Annotated in this window: 18 protein-coding genes; 17 read left to right on the top strand and 1 reads right to left on the bottom strand. The window is 38.0% G+C overall.

The genetic code is table 11. The features are described from left to right. Window positions 1-61: 61 nt before the first annotated feature. From CKK03_RS13415 to spoVM, 16 genes are all read left to right on the top strand, one after another. A complete protein-coding gene (locus CKK03_RS13415; protein WP_099363061.1) occupies window positions 62-2,752 on the top strand; it encodes a calcium-translocating P-type ATPase, SERCA-type in 2,691 nt (896 codons plus the stop codon). A 200-nt stretch (window positions 2,753-2,952) separates the two neighbouring features. Further along, complete coding sequence (locus CKK03_RS13410) at window positions 2,953-3,828, top strand: YicC/YloC family endoribonuclease (protein ID WP_099363060.1); 876 nt, start codon at window positions 2,953-2,955, stop codon at window positions 3,826-3,828. Window positions 3,829-3,888: 60 nt separating this feature from the next. Beyond that, window positions 3,889-4,152, top strand: a complete 264-nt coding sequence (remA, locus tag CKK03_RS13405; RefSeq protein WP_010282579.1) for an extracellular matrix/biofilm regulator RemA — start codon at window positions 3,889-3,891, stop codon at window positions 4,150-4,152. A gap of 12 nt (window positions 4,153-4,164) precedes the next feature. Then, entirely contained in the window at window positions 4,165-4,782 is a 618-nt protein-coding gene (gmk, locus tag CKK03_RS13400) for a guanylate kinase (RefSeq protein WP_099363059.1), read from the top strand. After that, on the top strand, window positions 4,783-5,016 hold the full coding sequence (rpoZ, locus tag CKK03_RS13395; RefSeq protein ID WP_099363058.1) for a DNA-directed RNA polymerase subunit omega: 234 nt from the start codon (window positions 4,783-4,785) through the stop codon (window positions 5,014-5,016). It begins immediately after the preceding gene. Window positions 5,017-5,073: 57 nt separating this feature from the next. Continuing rightward, window positions 5,074-6,276 carry a bifunctional phosphopantothenoylcysteine decarboxylase/phosphopantothenate--cysteine ligase CoaBC gene (coaBC, locus tag CKK03_RS13390; RefSeq protein WP_099363057.1) on the top strand — a complete coding sequence of 401 codons (1,203 nt, stop codon included), beginning with the start codon at window positions 5,074-5,076 and terminating at the stop codon, window positions 6,274-6,276. Then, entirely contained in the window at window positions 6,273-8,687 is a 2,415-nt protein-coding gene (gene priA / locus CKK03_RS13385) for a primosomal protein N' (protein WP_099363056.1), read from the top strand. Before coaBC ends, priA begins: the two co-directional genes overlap by 4 nt. Before the next feature lie 59 nt (window positions 8,688-8,746). Continuing rightward, window positions 8,747-9,220: a peptide deformylase gene (def, locus tag CKK03_RS13380; protein WP_099363055.1), complete on the top strand. Its 474-nt coding sequence runs from the start codon at window positions 8,747-8,749 to the stop codon at window positions 9,218-9,220. A gap of 8 nt (window positions 9,221-9,228) precedes the next feature. Next, window positions 9,229-10,182, top strand: coding sequence for a methionyl-tRNA formyltransferase (gene fmt, locus CKK03_RS13375; protein WP_099363054.1), 954 nt, complete (start codon window positions 9,229-9,231; stop codon window positions 10,180-10,182). After that, window positions 10,169-11,512: a 16S rRNA (cytosine(967)-C(5))-methyltransferase RsmB gene (rsmB, locus tag CKK03_RS13370; RefSeq protein ID WP_099363053.1), complete on the top strand. Its 1,344-nt coding sequence runs from the start codon at window positions 10,169-10,171 to the stop codon at window positions 11,510-11,512. Before fmt ends, rsmB begins: the two co-directional genes overlap by 14 nt. 5 nt (window positions 11,513-11,517) lie before the next feature. Next, a complete protein-coding gene (gene rlmN / locus CKK03_RS13365; protein WP_099363052.1) occupies window positions 11,518-12,612 on the top strand; it encodes a dual-specificity RNA methyltransferase RlmN in 1,095 nt (364 codons plus the stop codon). Window positions 12,613-12,616: 4 nt separating this feature from the next. Further along, window positions 12,617-13,366 (top strand): Stp1/IreP family PP2C-type Ser/Thr phosphatase, encoded by a 750-nt coding sequence (locus tag CKK03_RS13360; protein WP_099363051.1) that lies wholly within the window; start codon window positions 12,617-12,619, stop codon window positions 13,364-13,366. Between the two features lie 4 nt (window positions 13,367-13,370). Further along, on the top strand, window positions 13,371-15,341 hold the full coding sequence (gene pknB / locus CKK03_RS13355; RefSeq protein ID WP_099363050.1) for a Stk1 family PASTA domain-containing Ser/Thr kinase: 1,971 nt from the start codon (window positions 13,371-13,373) through the stop codon (window positions 15,339-15,341). Window positions 15,342-15,416: 75 nt separating this feature from the next. Continuing rightward, window positions 15,417-16,301 (top strand): ribosome small subunit-dependent GTPase A, encoded by an 885-nt coding sequence (gene rsgA, locus CKK03_RS13350; protein ID WP_099363049.1) that lies wholly within the window; start codon window positions 15,417-15,419, stop codon window positions 16,299-16,301. 2 nt (window positions 16,302-16,303) lie between these two features. Beyond that, entirely contained in the window at window positions 16,304-16,951 is a 648-nt protein-coding gene (gene rpe, locus CKK03_RS13345) for a ribulose-phosphate 3-epimerase (RefSeq protein ID WP_099363048.1), read from the top strand. Window positions 16,952-17,206: 255 nt separating this feature from the next. Beyond that, entirely contained in the window at window positions 17,207-17,287 is an 81-nt protein-coding gene (spoVM, locus tag CKK03_RS13340) for a stage V sporulation protein SpoVM (RefSeq protein ID WP_010282530.1), read from the top strand. A gap of 83 nt (window positions 17,288-17,370) precedes the next feature. On the opposite strand, the gene rpmB is transcribed toward spoVM, so the two are convergent. Next, window positions 17,371-17,559, bottom strand: a complete 189-nt coding sequence (gene rpmB, locus CKK03_RS13335; protein ID WP_010282529.1) for a 50S ribosomal protein L28 — start codon at window positions 17,557-17,559, stop codon at window positions 17,371-17,373. A gap of 271 nt (window positions 17,560-17,830) precedes the next feature. Between rpmB and CKK03_RS13330 the strand changes: the two genes are divergently transcribed. Next, the gene (locus CKK03_RS13330; protein ID WP_099363047.1) at window positions 17,831-18,193 is read left to right on the top strand and encodes an Asp23/Gls24 family envelope stress response protein; all 363 of its coding nucleotides are present in this window, start codon (window positions 17,831-17,833) and stop codon (window positions 18,191-18,193) included. The last annotated feature ends 15 nt before the right edge of the window (window positions 18,194-18,208 follow it).

Raw genomic sequence — 18,208 nt, 5'->3', positions numbered from 1 at the left:
GCGGCAAATACGCCAAGGCGCATTTGATTATGATTTAATGTGAGGGGTGTGTAAAAGACGGATGAAGTGGTATGAGCTTAGATCAGAAGAGGTCGAAAAAAAAGTTAATACAAGCCTTTCTCATGGTCTTTCCGACCAAGAAGTAAAGCAGCGACAAAAGCAATTTGGATATAATGAATTGAAGGAAGCCGAACGCCCTTCAGCAATTTTGCTTTTCTTAGCTCAGTTTAAGGACTTTATGGTTCTTGTATTACTTGCTGCAACCTTGATTTCCGGGTTGTTAGGGGAATACATTGATGCTATCGCAATTATGGCCATTGTTTTAATTAATGGATTTTTAGGTTTTTTCCAAGAACGAAAAGCAGAAAAATCGCTTCAAGCCTTAAAGGAACTCTCTGCACCACAGGTGAATGTTTTTCGAAGTAATGAATGGGGTCGTGTTCTTTCAAAGGAACTTGTTATAGGGGATATCATTAAATTCACCAGTGGTGACCGTATTGGTGCGGATGTACGTTTAATTGATGTGAAAAGCTTAGAAATTGAAGAATCCGCACTTACGGGGGAATCTGTTCCTGTTACAAAGCATGTTGAACCGATTCGTGATGGTGATGTATCACTTGGTGACCAAGAAAATATGGCATTTATGGGTACAATGGTTACACGTGGTAGTGGTGTAGGTATCGTAGTAGGAACTGGTATGAATACTGCGATGGGCCAAATTGCAGAACTCCTTCAATCAGCCGAAGCGATGATCACTCCATTGCAAAGAAGGTTGGAGCAATTAGGTAAGATTTTAATTACCGTTGCCTTAATTTTAACTCTCTTAGTTGTAGTCGTAGGTGTTATCAATGGACATGAGCTTTATGAAATGTTCTTAGCGGGAGTTTCATTGGCTGTGGCTGCAATACCTGAAGGATTGCCGGCCATCGTTACTGTTGCGCTTTCTTTAGGTGTTCAACGAATGATTAAGAAGAACGCAATTGTCCGACGCTTGCCAGCTGTTGAAACTTTGGGCTGTGCCTCGGTCATATGCTCAGATAAAACTGGAACAATGACTCAAAACAAAATGACGGTTACACATCTCTGGTCTGGTGGCAAAACTTGGTCTGTTACCGGTACAGGCTATGATATAGATGGGAAGTTTTTCTCGGGAGATAGAGAAATCAAACCTTCAGAACATAAGACTCTTCAACAATTATTAACTTTTGGAGTGTTGTGTAATAATGCATCATTAAAGCAGAAGGATGATGATATTATCCTTGATGGAGACCCGACTGAAGGAGCTTTACTTGTTGCAGGAATTAAAGCAGGACTTACAAATCAATTATTACTAGAGCAATTTGATATTGTTGAAGAGTTCCCATTTGATTCTGCACGAAAAATGATGAGTGTCATTGTAAAAGATAGAGCTGGAAATCAATTTGTTGTTACAAAGGGTGCACCAGACGTATTACTAGGTGTTAGTAAATCGGTCCTTTGGGATAATAAACAGCAGCCATTAACAGCAGGGTACGAGAATGAGATTAAGGACGCGATTGAGGACTTAGCCTCGGATGCGCTTCGTACGATTGCAGTTGGCTTTAAACAATTACGGCCTAATCAAAAGTTAGTGTCAGAAAGCGAAGCCGAAAGCGAATTAACCTTTATTGGGATTCAAGGTATGATCGATCCACCAAGACCGGAAGTAAAGGATGCAGTTAAAGAGTGTAAGGATGCTGGCATTAAGACGGTTATGATAACAGGAGACCATCTTATTACAGCAAAAGCGATTGCTACACAACTTGGCATTCTACCTCCAGGGGGTAAAGTGTTAGATGGATATGCTCTTTCAAAAATGGATGTAGAAGAGCTAGAGGAGATCGTTGATGATGTCTATGTATATGCAAGGGTGTCACCTGAACATAAATTAAAAATCGTAAAAGCCCTTCAAAGCAGGGGACATATTGTTGCAATGACAGGTGATGGTGTAAACGATGCGCCGGCGATTAAAGCATCCGATATCGGAATTGCTATGGGCATTACAGGTACAGATGTAGCAAAAGAAGCATCATCCCTAGTCTTACTTGATGATAACTTTGCGACGATTAAAGCAGCGATAAAAGAAGGCCGAAATATCTATGAAAATATTAGAAAGTTTATCCGATATTTATTAGCTTCTAATGTTGGTGAAATACTTGTTATGTTATTTGCGATGCTAATGGGCTTACCATTACCACTCGTACCAATCCAAATCCTTTGGGTTAACTTGGTAACGGATGGATTACCGGCAATGGCGCTTGGACTTGATCAACCAGAGGGGAACTTGATGAAACATGGGCCACGCCATCCAAAAGAAGGAGTTTTTGCAAGAGGATTAGGCTGGAAAATTGTCAGTCGCGGCTTTTTAATTGGGATAGCAACCCTAGCCGCCTTTATGGTTGTCTATCATAGGGACCCAAGCAATCTTGGATATGCCCAAACCATTGCATTTGCAACACTTGTAATGGCTCAACTTATTCATGTATTTGATTGTCGTAGTGAGCGGTCTATTTTCCACCGGAACCCATTCCAAAATATGTATTTAGTATGGGCGGTCATCTCATCTATCGTATTGATGTTAATTGTAATTTACTATCCACCATTACAACCGGTCTTCAAGACATTCGCAATTGAACCAAGAGATTGGCTCCTAGTTATAGGAATGTCAGCAATTCCAACATTCCTTTTAGCGGGATCATTATTAACAAGCAAGCGTTCCACAGCTCGTGCCTAAAGTGTAAGGTTTGGATTTTAGTTATAAAACTATGTTATAATTCATGAGGTAATGGAGGATACACTCTATTACCTTTTTTCTTTTTTGTTGAAATCTTTAAAAACTATTCGATTTTAATAAACAATGGTAAAATAAGTATAGAATGAAGAAATTTTATCTATAAAGTAATGTCTCTTTTATGTTAGATAGGAAGTGAAAAGATGATAGCAAGTATGACAGGTTATGGTCGTGCCAATAAGGAAATGGATGGCTACACCGTTCATGTAGAACTGAAATCTGTAAACCATCGATTCTGTGAAATCAATATAAGATTACCTAGACAACTACTGTTTCTTGAGGATAAAATAAAAAAAGCGATATTAGAGCATGTAAAAAGAGGACGCGTCGAAGTTTTTTTAAATATTGAAGGTGAAGGACTAGTCACGAAAGCAATTTCCATTGACTGGGATTTATTAGAAGAGCTCGTTACAACAACCAAAGTCATCCAAGAAAAATACCAACTTAGTGATCAAATTACTTCACAACAGCTACTTTCAAACGATAATATTCTATCTATCGAAGAGAAGGAAATGGAGAATAATGAACTGGAATCAACGGTCCTTGAGGTGATTCAAAGTGCTACACTCCAATTAAAACAAATGAGGGAAGCTGAAGGAAAGACATTAATCGAAGTGATTTTCTCTTTTCTCGACCTAGTTGTAGAAAATGTACATACTATTAAAGAATATGCACCAATTGTGGTTACTCAGTATCGGGATCGAATTGAAAAAAGGATCAAAGAATATGTGGGGAATGAATTTGATGAAAATCGTATCCTCACGGAGGTCGCTCTATTTGCGGAAAAAGCTGATATCAGTGAAGAACTGACCCGTCTCGAAAGTCATATTAGTCAGTTTAAAGAAACTGTAAGTACGAATGAACCTATTGGTCGAAAACTCGATTTTATCGTTCAAGAAATGAATAGGGAAACCAATACAATCGGTTCAAAGGCGAATGATCCTACGATTGCTAAACATGTAGTGGAGATAAAAAGTTTACTAGAGAAAATAAAAGAGCAAGTTCAAAATATTGAATAAGCTTGATTATAAAGCCATTATCACGGCAAAAATAGAGGGGTACTTATTGGGGGAGTTTACGTGCAAATCAAATTAATAAATATCGGATTCGGGAATATTGTCTCGGCCAACAGAATTATATCGATTGTGAGTCCCGAATCTGCTCCGATTAAACGAATCATTCAAGACGCTCGTGATCGAGGAATGCTCATTGATGCTACATACGGAAGAAGAACCCGTGCGGTTATGATTATGGATAGTGACCATATTATACTATCCGCGGTCCAGCCAGAGACGGTTGCACAAAGACTATCAAAAGAAGATGAGCTAACAGACGAAGGGTAGGTATTAGAACGAATGAAAGAAAGAGGTTTACTAATTGTTTTATCAGGTCCATCTGGTGTCGGGAAAGGGACTGTTCGAAAAGCTATTTTTTCTCAGCCTGATACAAAATTTCAATACTCCATTTCGATGACGACGAGAAAACCGCGCGAGGGAGAAGTAGATGGTGTAGATTACTTCTTTAAATCGAAAGAAGAGTTTGAGGAATTAATAAAAAACGACAAGCTTCTAGAATGGGCGGAATATGTAGGGAACTATTATGGAACCCCAATTGACTATGTGGAGTCAACCTTACAGGATGGTAGAGATGTCTTTCTAGAAATAGAGGTACAAGGTGCACTGCAAGTAAGAAAAGCATTCCCAGAGGGGTTATTCATTTTCTTAGCGCCGCCAAGTTTGAAGGAATTAAAGAACAGGATCGTAACGAGGGGTACTGAAACTGATGATTTAATTCTTAACAGAATGAAGGTAGCAAAAGAAGAAATTGAAATGATGGACGCTTATGATTATGTCGTTGAAAATGATCAAGTAGAACTTGCGTGCGATCGAATTAATGCAATTGTAACGGCTGAACATTGTCGAAGAGATCGAGTGTCAAGACGCTATAAAAAAATGCTGGAGGGTGATTTTTAAATGTTAAATCCATCTATTGACTCATTATTAAATAAATTAAATTCCAAGTATACACTTGTAACTGTTGCATCAAAAAGGGCAAGAGAAATGCAAGAGAAGAATAATGGAATGGTACAGAAGCCTGTATCCTTTAAATCAGTTGGTAAAGCATTAGAAGAAATTGATGCCGGTTTACTTTATTATTCGACTGATAATAAAGCCGACGTTGATACAAAACCAACAATTACTGAATAACCAAAAATAACAACCTCTCATGTAGGTTGTTATTTTTTTAAGAAATGGGGGATTCAAGTGCTAAATAAAAAAATATTACTATGCGTGAGTGGTGGGATTGCGGTATACAAGGCGGCAGCTTTGACAAGCAAGCTGACCCAAGCAGGAGCTCAAGTAAAAGTAATCATGAGCGAATCTGCTATGAAATTTGTTACTCCCTTAACATTCCAAGCTTTGTCAAGGAATGATGTTTATTTTGATACATTTGATGAAAAAAATCCGGCTGTTATTGCCCATATTGATCTTGCAGATTGGGCCGATTTAGTTGTAGTTGCACCTGCAACAGCAAATATAATCGGCAAACTCGCAAATGGAATTGCAGACAATATGATCACGACAACATTGCTTGCAAACACTGTCCCTGTATGGATAGCTCCTGCAATGAATGTCCATATGTATGATCATCCTGCTGTAAAACGAAATATCGAGATCTTAGCTCGGGATGGGTATCAATTTATTGAACCTTCTGAAGGGTATTTGGCATGTGGTTATGTTGGAAAAGGACGTCTTGAAGAGCCTGAAAAAATTGTTGAACTTATTACTGCTCATTTTTCTGAAAAACCACTACTACACGGTAAAAAGGTCTTAATAACTGCTGGGCCCACACGTGAGAAACTTGACCCTGTCCGATTCTTTACAAATCGTTCAACCGGTAAAATGGGGTATGCTCTTGCAGAGGCTGCAGGTAAAGCGGGTGCAGAAGTAACCTTGATTTCTGGACCAACTAATCTTCTGGTTCCACCTAATGTTCGAATGATTCCAGTTGAATCTGCAGAAGAGATGTTTACACAAGTGATGTCCCACTATCAACAAAGTGATATTGTCATAAAATCTGCCGCTGTTGCGGATTATCGTCCAAAGCAAGTCTATGATGGAAAAATGAAAAAGAAAACGGGTGACCTTGTCCTAGAACTAGAAAGAACAACCGATATATTAAAAACGTTAGGAGAAAAAAAGGATCATCAATTATTAATTGGGTTTGCTGCTGAAACAGATCATATAGATGAATATGCAAAACGCAAACTTACCTCGAAAAACCTTGACATGATCGTTGCAAATAATGTGACGACACAGGGGGCCGGTTTCGGTACTGATACAAATTTAGTAACTCTTTATAAGAAGGATGGAACACAAAAAGATTTGCCGATGATGACTAAACTTGAAGTTGCAAAAGCAATTCTTCAAGAAGTGAAAAAACTCTTGGATGGCGAGAAAAAATGAAAATCGCAAGCATAATCGTTGATGTTCCGGCAATGCAAACAGATAAAACCTATGATTATCTAGTTCCTGATAAATGGAAGGACATCATCGTACCTGGTATGAGGGTCGTTGTTCCATTTGGTCCCCGCAAAGTGCAGGGATTCGTTATGAGCCTATCATCTGAGGGAGAAGTGGAAAAGCTAAAGGAAATTCATTCCTTGCTTGACCTTACACCTGCCCTGAACGAGGAGCTTCTTCATATTGGGAAATGGTTAACAGAAAAAACGCTTTGTTTTACAATCTCTGCATTACAAGCGATGCTTCCATCAGCCATGCGGGCGAAATATGAAAAAGAAATAAGACTACTTGAACCTTCAACCAGAAGTGAATTGGAGCCAGCTATACAAGCTTCATTTATCCAACATGATGTGGTGAACTGGGAAGATGCGGAAAAAAATGATTTACTACATATTTACCAAAAGGATATAAAAAAAGGCCTCCTTGAAGTTGTCTACAAAGTAAAAAATCGTAGTAACAAGAAGACAATGAAGCAGGTGAAGCTTTCGATTTCAGCAGATGAAACTGAAAAAGTAATCCACGAACTACCTGCAACTGCTAAAAGACAAAAAGATGTCCTGGACTATTTTTTAAAGGACAATAAGCCAATCTTTTTAAAGGAACTTTTACAGAAGGTTGGCGTGACGGATAGCACGATTCGAACAATGGTCAAAAAGGGCCTTCTTTCAGAAAAAAATGTTGAGGTATACAGGGATCCATATGCGGACAAGCATTTTGAACAGACTACACCAATGCCACTAACAACTGAACAACAAAACGTGATATCTCCGATTCTTTCCTCAATTGAGGATGTTCTTCATAAGGTGTTTTTAATGTATGGTGTTACAGGAAGTGGGAAGACCGAGGTCTATATGCAGGCAATTGATGCAGTCTTAAAAAGAGGTAAAGAAGCGATTGTGCTTGTGCCAGAAATCTCTCTGACCCCACAAATGGTGAGTCGCTTTAAGGGCCGATTTGGTTCTCGGGTTGCCGTTATGCATAGTGGCCTAGGAATCGGAGAGAAATATGATGAATGGCGAAAGATTTACCGTAAGGAAGTTAGTGTTGTAGTTGGGGCAAGATCTGCTATTTTTGCACCGTTTGAGAATCTCGGAATCATCATTATTGATGAAGAACATGAATCAAGCTATAAACAGGAAGACAATCCAAGATATCATGCGAGAGATGTTGCTATTTTTCGTGGGCAACTCCATAACGCTCCTGTTATTTTAGGCAGTGCGACACCGACGCTTGAATCCTTCGCGCGAGCCTCAAAGAATGTTTATGAGCTTGTAACATTAAAGGAAAGAGTTAATCAAAGGCCACTACCGAGTGTTGAAATCGTCGATATGCGCGAGGAATTGCGCAATGGTAATCGCTCCATGTTTTCAGGCTCTCTATTTGAAAAATTAACAGAGCGACTTGAACGAAATGAACAATCGGTTTTATTCTTAAATAAGCGTGGACATTCCTCGTTTGTCATGTGCAGGGATTGTGGATATGTCGCAAATTGCCCACATTGTGAAATTTCGCTAACCTATCATAGGACACATCACCGTTTAAAATGCCATTATTGTGGTTACGAAACATTCATGCCTAATACTTGCCAAGAGTGTGGAAGTGAGCACATTCGCTTCTTTGGAACAGGCACTCAGAAGGTGGAAGAAGAACTTGCTAAAGTGTTACCAGAAGCAAGGGTCATTCGAATGGATGTAGATACAACAAGCCGAAAAGGTGCTCATGAGAAGTTATTAAAAGAATTTGGTGATCGAAAAGCTGATATTTTATTAGGTACACAAATGATTGCAAAAGGATTAGATTTTCCAAATGTTACATTAGTTGGTGTATTAACGGCTGATACCATGCTTAACCTGCCAGATTTTCGCTCATCCGAAAAAACGTTTCAGCTTCTGACACAAGTTAGTGGAAGAGCGGGACGTCATGAGTTGCCAGGCGAGGTTGTGATTCAGAGTTATACTCCTGAGCACTATAGTATAGAGCTCGCGAGTCATCATGATTATGACACCTTCTATCAAAATGAAATGAGAATCAGAAAAGCTCATGCCTATCCACCATATTATTATCTCGCATTAGTAACCGTGACACATCCAGAGTTAACGAAAACGGTGGATGTTGCCGAGAAGATTGCAATCTATTTACGAAAGTCCTTATCTAATCAATCCATCATCCTAGGGCCGGTAACCTCACCGATTGCTCGGATTAATAATAGATATCGATACCAATGCATGATAAAATACAAAAATGAGCCAAATCTTAATAAGCTTTTAAAAGGAATACTAGATCGTTATCAACGAGAAATTTCTCAAAACTCACTTACATTATCAATTGACTTAAACCCATATATTATGATGTAGTTTAAAGTTAAGTGAAAAGAGAGAGACTAGTAAAAAAGTAGAATGTTGGAGGAACACACTTGTCAGTATTACCAATTGTTAAATACCCTAATGAAATACTAGAGGTAGAATGTGAAAAGGTAACCACCTTTGACCGGAAATTGTCAAAACTAATTAAAGATATGTATGATACAATGCTTGAGGCGGACGGTGTTGGCTTAGCAGCCCCTCAGGTTGGCATTGCAAAACAAATCGCAATCGTTGATATCGGAGACGAGAGCGGACTTATTGAACTTATTAATCCCGTGATCCTTGAACGTAAAGGTGAACAGGTAGGTCCAGAAGGCTGTCTCAGTTTTCCGGACCTTTTTGGTGAAGTTACGCGTAATGATTACGTAAAGGTTAGAGCGCAGAACCGAAGAGGGAAAACATACATAATTGAGGCAAGAGAATTCTTGGCCCGTGCAATTCAACATGAAATCGATCATCTCCACGGTATTTTATTTACTTCGAAGGTGAACCGTTATTATGAAGAAGGAGAAATTGAAGGGTAGGTAATTACATGGAACGTATAGTATTTATGGGTACTCCAGACTTTTCAGTACCTGTTTTACGTCAAATAATAGAAGATGGATATGAAGTTGTTGCTGTTGTAACGCAACCTGATAGACCAGTTGGTAGAAAAAGAGTTTTAACCCCTCCTCCTGTTAAGGTAGAGGCATTAAAACACAATATTCCAGTCTTACAACCAAATAAAATTCGTGAAAAAGAAGAAATTGAAAAAGTTTTAAGTTATAAACCTGATTTAATTATAACTGCTGCTTTCGGACAAATTCTCCCTAATGAATTATTGGATGCACCTAAGTTTGGTTGTATTAATGTACATGCATCCTTACTTCCTGAGCTTAGAGGTGGTGCACCAATCCATTATTCAATTCTCCATGGAAAGAAAAAAACAGGTGTTACGATCATGTATATGGTTGAAAAGCTAGATGCAGGGGATATTTTAACTCAAGTTGAAATTCCAATATTAGATACAGACCATGTAGGTTCTTTACATGATAAATTAAGTGTTGCAGGTTCAAAGCTATTATCTGAAACGATACCTTTGCTTTTAGCAGGTAAAATAACACCAATTAAACAGGATGATTCTAAGGCAACATTTGCATCAAATATTAAGCGTGAACAGGAAAAGATAGACTGGACAAAAGATGGAGAGGATATATACAACCATATTCGTGGACTTCACCCTTGGCCAGTTGCTTATACTATTTTAAATGGCGATGTAATGAAAATATGGTGGGGCCAAAAGGTACCTTCCTCAACTTCTGCAAAGAGCGGAACGGTTGTTTCAATCGAAAAAGATGGGTTTATTGTTTCGACTGGGAATACTACTTTTATAAAAATCACCCAACTTCAGCCTGCCGGTAAGAAAAAGATGAGTGCAGAGCAATTCCTGATGGGGTCGACTATACAGGTGGGAACTCAGCTAGGAGACAAAAATGACGAAAACTAATGTTCGAAATGTAGCGCTTGAAATCTTATTGCAAATTGAAAAAGACCAAGCATACAGCAATCTACTTTTAAACCAAATGATAAAAAAGCATGAGGTGAAAGGAAAGGATGTAGGTTTACTTACAGAGATTGTATACGGAACAATTCAACGCCGTGAAACATTGGATTTTTATTTAGCCCCGTTTTTGAAAAAGAGTAAAAAACTCGATCAATGGGTAAAAATCTTATTAAGACTTTCCTTATATCAAATGATTTATTTAGACCGAGTACCTGAACGAGCTATCTTTTTTGAGGCAGTCGAAATCGCCAAAAAAAGAGGGCATAAAGGTACAGCTTCACTGGTGAATGGTGTATTACGTTCCATTCAACGAGAGGGCTTGCCTTCATTAGAACAAATTACTGATGAAGTTGAAAGAATAGCTATTGAAACCAGTCACCCTATCTGGCTTGTCAAACGTTGGGCCCAACAAATTGGAATAGAAGAAACCCGGAAAATGTGTGAAGTGAATTGTACCCCACCAGAGCAAACAGGACGTGTTAATAATCTGGTAACAACGAGAGAAAAGCTTATTCAAATGCTAAAAGAAGAGGATATTGAAGCTGTCGAAGGTGATGTGTCTCTTGATGCGATTAAGTCTGTTCGTGGGAATTTGGTTCATTCAAAGACCTTTAAAGAGGGATATTTTACGATCCAAGATGAAAGTTCTATGCTTGTTGCAAGAGCACTCGGTGTTGAAAAAGGTGATCAAGTCCTCGATAGCTGTGCGGCACCTGGTGGTAAAACAACACATATCGCCGAATTACTAGGAAACACGGGCAAGGTTTACTCACTTGATCTACATGAGCATAAAATAAAATTGATTAATGAAGCAGTAAAGCGTTTAGGAATTGAAAATGTTGAGACAAAAGCCCATGATAGTCGAAAAGCAAGGGAAATCTTTGAAGGTCAAATGTTTGATAAAATTCTTGTGGATGCACCGTGCTCAGGGTTTGGCGTTATAAGAAGAAAACCGGATATTAAATATACAAAATCGTTATCAGACAATCATAACCTTGCAAAAATACAGTTAGACATACTAACAGAGGTTTCATCTTTATTAAAAAAAGATGGTATACTCGTGTATAGCACATGTACAATAGATTACGAAGAAAATGAAGGTGTAATTAAAACCTTTCTAGAACAAAATCCCGATTTTATACTAGATGAATCAATACAAAATGATCTTCCTGAAATAGTGAAACCATATATTAAAAATGGACAACTTCAGCTTTATCCACATTATTTTGGTACGGATGGATTTTATATTGCAAGATTAAGAAAGCAGGTGTAATGTAATTGGAAGAAGTACAAACAACGAGAAGAAAAAAACAAAATTTACCGAGTTCAAAACCATCAATTTATTCACTTCAATTAGAGGAAATTGAAAACTGGCTCATCGAAAATGGAGAGAAGAAATTTCGTGGGAATCAGATTTTTGAATGGCTCTATATGAAGCGTGTTACAACATTTGACGAGATGACGAACCTTTCAAATTCATTAAGACAAAAGCTAGCTGAGCATTTTACAATTACGACCCTTAAAACAATCATTCAGCAAACATCAGCTGACGGTACAATGAAATTTTTATTTGAACTTCATGATGGCTATTCGATTGAAACAGTGCTTATGAGACATAGCTACGGGAACTCCATTTGTGTAACAACACAGGTTGGTTGCCGCATTGGTTGTACGTTCTGTGCTTCAACGTTAGGGGGACTTAAACGTAATTTAGAGGCTGGCGAAATTGTGGCTCAAGTTGTAAAGGTGCAAAAAGCACTAGATGAGCTAGATGAACGTGTAAGCCATTTGGTCATAATGGGTATTGGTGAGCCATTTGATAACTACGATCAAATGCTTTCATTCCTAAAAATTATAAACCATGATAAAGGCTTAAATATTGGTGCTCGTCACATTACCGTTTCAACAAGTGGAATCATTCCAAAAATCTATAAGTTTGCAGATGAAAAATTACAAATAAATTTTGCAATCTCTTTACATGCACCTAATACTGAAATTAGAAGTAAGTTAATGCCGATTAATCGTGCATATAAACTACCTGATTTAATGGAAGCTGTACGTTATTATATTGATAAAACAGGGAGAAGAATTAGCTTTGAATATGGGTTGTTTGGTGGAGTCAATGATCAAGTTGAACATGCTGAAGAACTAGCAGAGCTACTAAAAGGAATTAAGTGTCATGTGAATTTAATTCCAGTCAATTATGTTCCTGAGCGCGATTATGTTCGAACACCGCGAGAGCAAATCTTTGAATTTGAAAAGACATTAAAGAAGCATGGTGTGAATGTGACAATTCGACGTGAACAAGGTCATGATATTGATGCGGCCTGTGGTCAATTACGTGCAAAGGAGCGTAAAGAGGAGACGAGGTGAACATATGAGGTCGTTCTTTTTGACAAACCGGGGAAAAGTAAGACAAATCAATGAGGATAGCTGTGGTGTATACCATAACAAAGCAGGACAAGTATTAGCTGTAGTGGCTGATGGCATGGGTGGTCACCGAGCTGGTGATGTTGCGAGTAGTATGACAACATCCCAGCTACGGTCTTATTGGGAGCAAGTTGACAAGATCGCGACATCAGAATCAGCAGAAAAGTGGTTAAAAGAGCATATTTCCAAAATAAATTTAAACCTGTATACACATTCACAGGAAAATGATGAATGCAAAGGTATGGGAACGACTGTTGTAGCTGCTATTTGTACAGAGTTGTTCTCAACTGTAGCTCATATTGGAGATAGCCGCTGTTATGTTCTAAACAGTCATGGGTTCCAACAAATTACCGAGGATCATTCATTAGTCAACGAACTTGTTCGTTCTGGCCATATTTCGAAGGAAGATGCAGAGCATCATCCACGTAAAAATGTCGTTTTACGTGCGTTAGGAACAGAAACACATGTGCAAATGGATCTGAAAACCCTTATTTTAGATGAAGGGGACATGCTTTTAATTTGCTCTGATGGGTTATCTAATAAAGTATCCGAGGCTGAATTAAAAAGCATTCTAGAAAGTGACGAACGTATTGAAAACAAGAGTGAACAACTTATCCAATTAGCCAATGATAATGGTGGAGAAGATAATATCACACTCGTAATCGTCGATTACACACCTGAAAGTGAGGGAGAATAACCCTATGCTTATTGGAAGACGATTAAGTGGTCGATATAAAATTCTCGAGGTTATTGGTGGAGGCGGAATGGCCAATGTCTATTTAGCGCGAGATGTTATTCTTGAAAGAGACGTAGCCATTAAGGTACTTCGGTTAGATTTCTCCAATGATGAAGAATTTATCAAACGATTTAGAAGAGAAGCGCATGCGGCTACAAGCTTGGCACACCCAAATATTGTAAGTATCTATGATGTTGGTGAAGAAGAGGACATTTATTATATTGTAATGGAATATGTTCCTGGCCAAACTTTGAAACAATACATACAACGAAATGCACCGCTTCATCCAAAAGAAGCGATTAATATTATGTTGCAGTTGACATCTGCAATCACACATGCCCATCAAAATCAAATTGTTCACCGTGATATCAAACCACAAAATATTTTAATTGATCACGATGGAACCGTTAAGGTAACAGATTTTGGGATAGCAGTGGCGCTAAGTTCAACAACAATAACTCAAACAAACTCTGTACTTGGTTCGGTTCATTATTTATCACCAGAACAAGCGCGGGGTGGAATGTCTACTAGAAAGTCAGATATTTACTCACTAGGTATCGTGATGTTTGAATTATTGACAGGTCGAGTACCTTTTGAAGGTGAATCAGCGGTATCTATCGCCTTAAAGCATCTTCAATCAGATACCCCATCACCAAAAAGATGGAATGCGACCATACCACAGAGTGTTGAGAATGTTATTTTAAAGGCAACTGCAAAAGATCCATTTCATCGATATGATTCTGTTGAAGAGATGGAAGAGGATTTGCAAACTGCGTTATTTCCAAATCGATTAAATGAAGAAAAATTCGTGATACCTGATATGGATGATGAAGTTACAAAGGCGATTCCAATCATTAAGGATAATGGTCCATTAACAAGTGCTGAAACAATGGTGAGAGATTCTCAAAAGAACTCTAAATCAGTTGATCAGGACGAACCAAAACCAAAGAAAAAGAAGAAAAAGAAAAATAAGCTTTTAGTTTCTCTTGCCATCATCTTTTTCTTAATTCTTGCCGCTGGAGTTGCTGCAGTAACAATTTTTCCAGCCTTGTTTTTACCGAAGGATGTCGAAGTTCCAGATGTTTCAAACATGACTTACGATCGAGCCGTTAACAAATTGAAGGAAGCCGGATTTACGATTGGTGACACGATTGAAATTAGTGACCAAGAAGTAGAAGAAGGCTATATTGTTCGTACTGATCCTGAAGCAGGAGATTCGGTTAAGGAAGGCGCCACTATTGATTTATATGAAAGTACTGGTAAAAAGAAAGTGGCTTTTAAGGATTATGTCGGTAAGGATTTCGAGGAAGTAAAAGAGAAATTAATTAATAAAGAAAAATATTTAGCTGTGTTTTCAGAAGAAGAATTTTCTGATAGTGCCCCAGGAACAATTCTTAGCCAATCAATTGATGAAGGAGAAGAGGTTGTACCAGAAGAAACAGAAGTAACTTTTACGATTAGTAAGGGACTTGAAACTATTAAACTTGCTGATTTAACAAAATACCCTGCAAATGCACTCGCTGAATATGCGAATAGGACTGGTTTGAATATTGACTCTGCTGAGGAGCAATACTCGGATGAAATTTCTGCTGGCCAGGCGATTTCTCAAACTCCTGCAGCAGGTACTGAATTAACAAAGGGTGACAAGGTAAAAGTAATTATGTCAAAAGGTCCTGAGCCCAAGGAGCCCAAAGAAGTAAAACACCCGATAACGATTGATTATACGCCGGATGAAGAGGAAAGCCCGCAGTTAGTGGAAATTTATATTGGGGATGCGAATAATAACATCAACAATGTTTATGATGATTTTGAGCTCAAGGAAAAACGTTCAATTGAACTTACCTTTGTGATTAACCCAGGTGAAACTGCCGAATACATGGTTTTAATAAATGGAGTATTAGATCAGCGAGATAAAATTCCGTATCCAGAACAATAGGCGTCAACAGGTAGATGGGATTTTAATCTGCCTGACATATGTCGTGACGAATGAAATGAAACAAGGAGTGAAACTATGCCAGAAGGCAAAATTATTAAAGCATTAAGCGGATTTTATTATGTCCAAGGTGAAAACAGTGAACTGATTCAATGTCGTGGTAGAGGGGTATTTCGTAAAAATAAAATTACTCCATTGGTGGGAGACCATGTTGTTTTTCAAGCAGAAAACGAAACAGATGGGTATATTTTAGAAGTATTAGAACGGAAAAATGAATTAGTAAGGCCACCTATTGCTAATGTTGATCAAGCTATCTTGGTATTTTCAGCAATTAAACCCGATTTCAGTCCATTGTTGTTAGATCGCTTTCTTGTTTTAGTTGAATCCAACGATATAAAACCTATTATTTGTATTAGTAAAACGGATTTAATTTCCGATGAGTTGTTACAGGAGATCCGGGAGTATGCAGATATCTATCGGGAAATTGGCTATCATGTCCTGTTAACTTCAACGAAGGAACGTGAAGGTCTGGATCAGCTTCTGCCTCTACTGGATAATCAAATTTCAGTTTTCGCGGGGCAATCAGGGGTTGGAAAATCTTCATTATTGAATACGCTACGACCGGATCTTGAATTGAAAACGGATGAAATTTCATCATCTTTAGGTCGAGGAAAGCACACAACTAGACATGTTGAATTAATTGAGGTGGGTAGTGGCCTTGTCGCAGATACGCCGGGTTTTAGTTCGTTGGAATTTTTGACAATCGAATTAGATGAACTTTCATACTGCTTTCCGGAAATTTATGATGCAGGAGCAAATTGTAAGTTTCGAGGATGCACCCATATTTCTGAGCCGAAATGCGCTGTTAGACAGGGTATAGAGGAAGGGAGTATTGCTAAGTTCCGATATGACCATTATGTGAGTTTTTTTGAAGAAATCAAGGATAGAAAGCCGAGGTACTAAGGATGATCAAAATTGCACCATCCATTCTTTCAGCTGATTTTGCAAAGCTTGGAGAAGAGATTAGGGATGTTGAAAATGGAGGAGCAGACTATATTCATGTGGATGTCATGGATGGTCACTTTGTTCCTAATATTACAATTGGTCCATTAATTGTAGAAGCAATTCGACCAATTACTAAACTGCCATTGGATGTTCATTTAATGATTGAAAACCCTGATCAATACATTTCTGCTTTTGCTAACGCAGGAGCTGACATTATAACGGTACATGTCGAGGCATGCCCTCATCTTCATCGTACCATTCAATTAATTAAATCTCATGGCGTAAAAGCTGGAGTTGTATTAAATCCTGCAACTCCTGTAGATACAATTAAGCATATTATTGAGGATATTGATTTAGTGTTACTAATGACAGTGAACCCTGGATTCGGAGGGCAAAAATTCATTCATTCCGTGCTTCCTAAGATTGAGGAAGTTGCCAGGATGGTGAAAGAAAAAAACTTGAATGTTGAAATTGAAGTTGACGGAGGAGTCAATGAAGAAACAGCAAGGCTTTGTGTCGAGGCTGGTGCTAATGTCTTAGTTGCTGGATCAGCTGTATACAATCAAGTGGATCGGAAAGCAGCAATTGAAAAAATCCGTAATATGTAAAAAAGAGCAGAATGTCTGCTCTTTTTTTTCATACTTTTTTAACGAGGCATACTATGTTTTCGAAATGAAAAAATAGATTGAATTGTACTTTTTTTTATCAAAAGGGCATATGAATGTTTTAAGTAGGATAAAAGAAATTGCTTTTATTTATATGTATGTACTATGGTACTATTTTTTTTCATTTGAATAATATTATAAAGTAGACTGTATGAATTCAATGAAAGTACGTGGATATTTGCATTGAGGAGGGAAAGTATGAAATTTTATACGATTAAGTTGCCAAAGTTCTTAGGTGGTATCGTTCGTGCCATGTTAGGATCATTTAAAAAAGGATAAAAGAGGCACCGCCCTTAGGTGCCTTTTTTTGTGGCAAAAATTATAGCTCTTACACATTTGTAAGAGCTAAAGGTCTTTCTTTATTACACGCGTTCTACTTTACCAGATTTTAATGCTCTTGCAGAAACATATACGCGTTTTGGTTTACCGTCAACTAAAATACGAACTTTTTGTAAGTTAGCTCCCCATTTACGTTTTGAAGCGTTCATTGCATGGGAACGAGCATTACCAGTAGTAGTTTTTCTACCTGTGATTACACATTTACGTGCCATTCTATTTCCCTCCTTACTTGCACAGCAACAATCATACATATCGCTTTCTTCATAGAAATACTTATATAATTTATCATACAAAATCGGATATTGCAATACTTCTTAACGTGGGTTTAAAGGAAAAATACTTGTCAAGACATAGAATTTCGGTAAAGCTATATAATAAAAGGTAATGAATACATGAACCAACCTGATGAATTACTTTAAAAATCTGTAATGTTATAGTAAAATGACTGTAGCCAAGGTGAACAATTATAAAGGGGGAACTGACATGTCCATCGAATTAAAAACGAAATACGGACAAATTGATATATCGAACGATGTAATTGCAACAGTTGCAGGAGGAGCTGCTATCGATTGTTATGGAATCGTTGGAATGGCGTCTCGAAAGCAAATTAAAGATGGTATTACTGAGCTTTTACGCAAAGAAAATTTTGCCCGTGGTATTGTTGTTCGTCAAGAAAATGACGAAGTACATATCGACATGTACATAATCGTAAGTTATGGCACGAAAATTTCTGAGGTTGCCCACAATGTTCAATCAAAGGTGAAATATACATTAGACCAAACAGTAGGACTTGCTGTTAGTTCGGTTAATATTTACGTGCAAGGAGTTCGTGTAACGAACCCATAAGAAGGAGGAACTTTG

Origin of the sequence: Fredinandcohnia onubensis (assembly GCF_002734215.1) — a bacterium.
Taxonomy (GTDB): Bacteria; Bacillota; Bacilli; order Bacillales; family Bacillaceae_L; genus Ferdinandcohnia; species Ferdinandcohnia onubensis.
This window is presented reverse-complemented; position numbering and strand designations above follow the sequence as displayed.

Excerpts from the sequence above, each read along its gene's own strand:
- pknB (WP_099363050.1), top strand. The coding sequence starts at position 13,371 with ATGCTTATTGGAAGACGATTAAGTGGTCGATATAAAATTCTCGAGGTT.
- CKK03_RS13360 (WP_099363051.1), top strand. The coding sequence starts at position 12,617 with ATGAGGTCGTTCTTTTTGACAAACCGGGGAAAAGTAAGACAAATCAAT.
- spoVM (WP_010282530.1), top strand. The coding sequence starts at position 17,207 with ATGAAATTTTATACGATTAAGTTGCCAAAGTTCTTAGGTGGTATCGTT.
- rsgA (WP_099363049.1), top strand. The coding sequence starts at position 15,417 with ATGCCAGAAGGCAAAATTATTAAAGCATTAAGCGGATTTTATTATGTC.
- fmt (WP_099363054.1), top strand. The coding sequence starts at position 9,229 with ATGGAACGTATAGTATTTATGGGTACTCCAGACTTTTCAGTACCTGTT.
- rpoZ (WP_099363058.1), top strand. The coding sequence starts at position 4,783 with ATGTTAAATCCATCTATTGACTCATTATTAAATAAATTAAATTCCAAG.
- CKK03_RS13415 (WP_099363061.1), top strand. The coding sequence starts at position 62 with ATGAAGTGGTATGAGCTTAGATCAGAAGAGGTCGAAAAAAAAGTTAAT.
- CKK03_RS13410 (WP_099363060.1), top strand. The coding sequence starts at position 2,953 with ATGATAGCAAGTATGACAGGTTATGGTCGTGCCAATAAGGAAATGGAT.
- rpmB (WP_010282529.1), bottom strand. The coding sequence starts at position 17,559 with ATGGCACGTAAATGTGTAATCACAGGTAGAAAAACTACTACTGGTAAT.
- rsmB (WP_099363053.1), top strand. The coding sequence starts at position 10,169 with ATGACGAAAACTAATGTTCGAAATGTAGCGCTTGAAATCTTATTGCAA.
- gmk (WP_099363059.1), top strand. The coding sequence starts at position 4,165 with ATGAAAGAAAGAGGTTTACTAATTGTTTTATCAGGTCCATCTGGTGTC.
- rpe (WP_099363048.1), top strand. The coding sequence starts at position 16,304 with ATGATCAAAATTGCACCATCCATTCTTTCAGCTGATTTTGCAAAGCTT.
- priA (WP_099363056.1), top strand. The coding sequence starts at position 6,273 with ATGAAAATCGCAAGCATAATCGTTGATGTTCCGGCAATGCAAACAGAT.
- CKK03_RS13330 (WP_099363047.1), top strand. The coding sequence starts at position 17,831 with ATGTCCATCGAATTAAAAACGAAATACGGACAAATTGATATATCGAAC.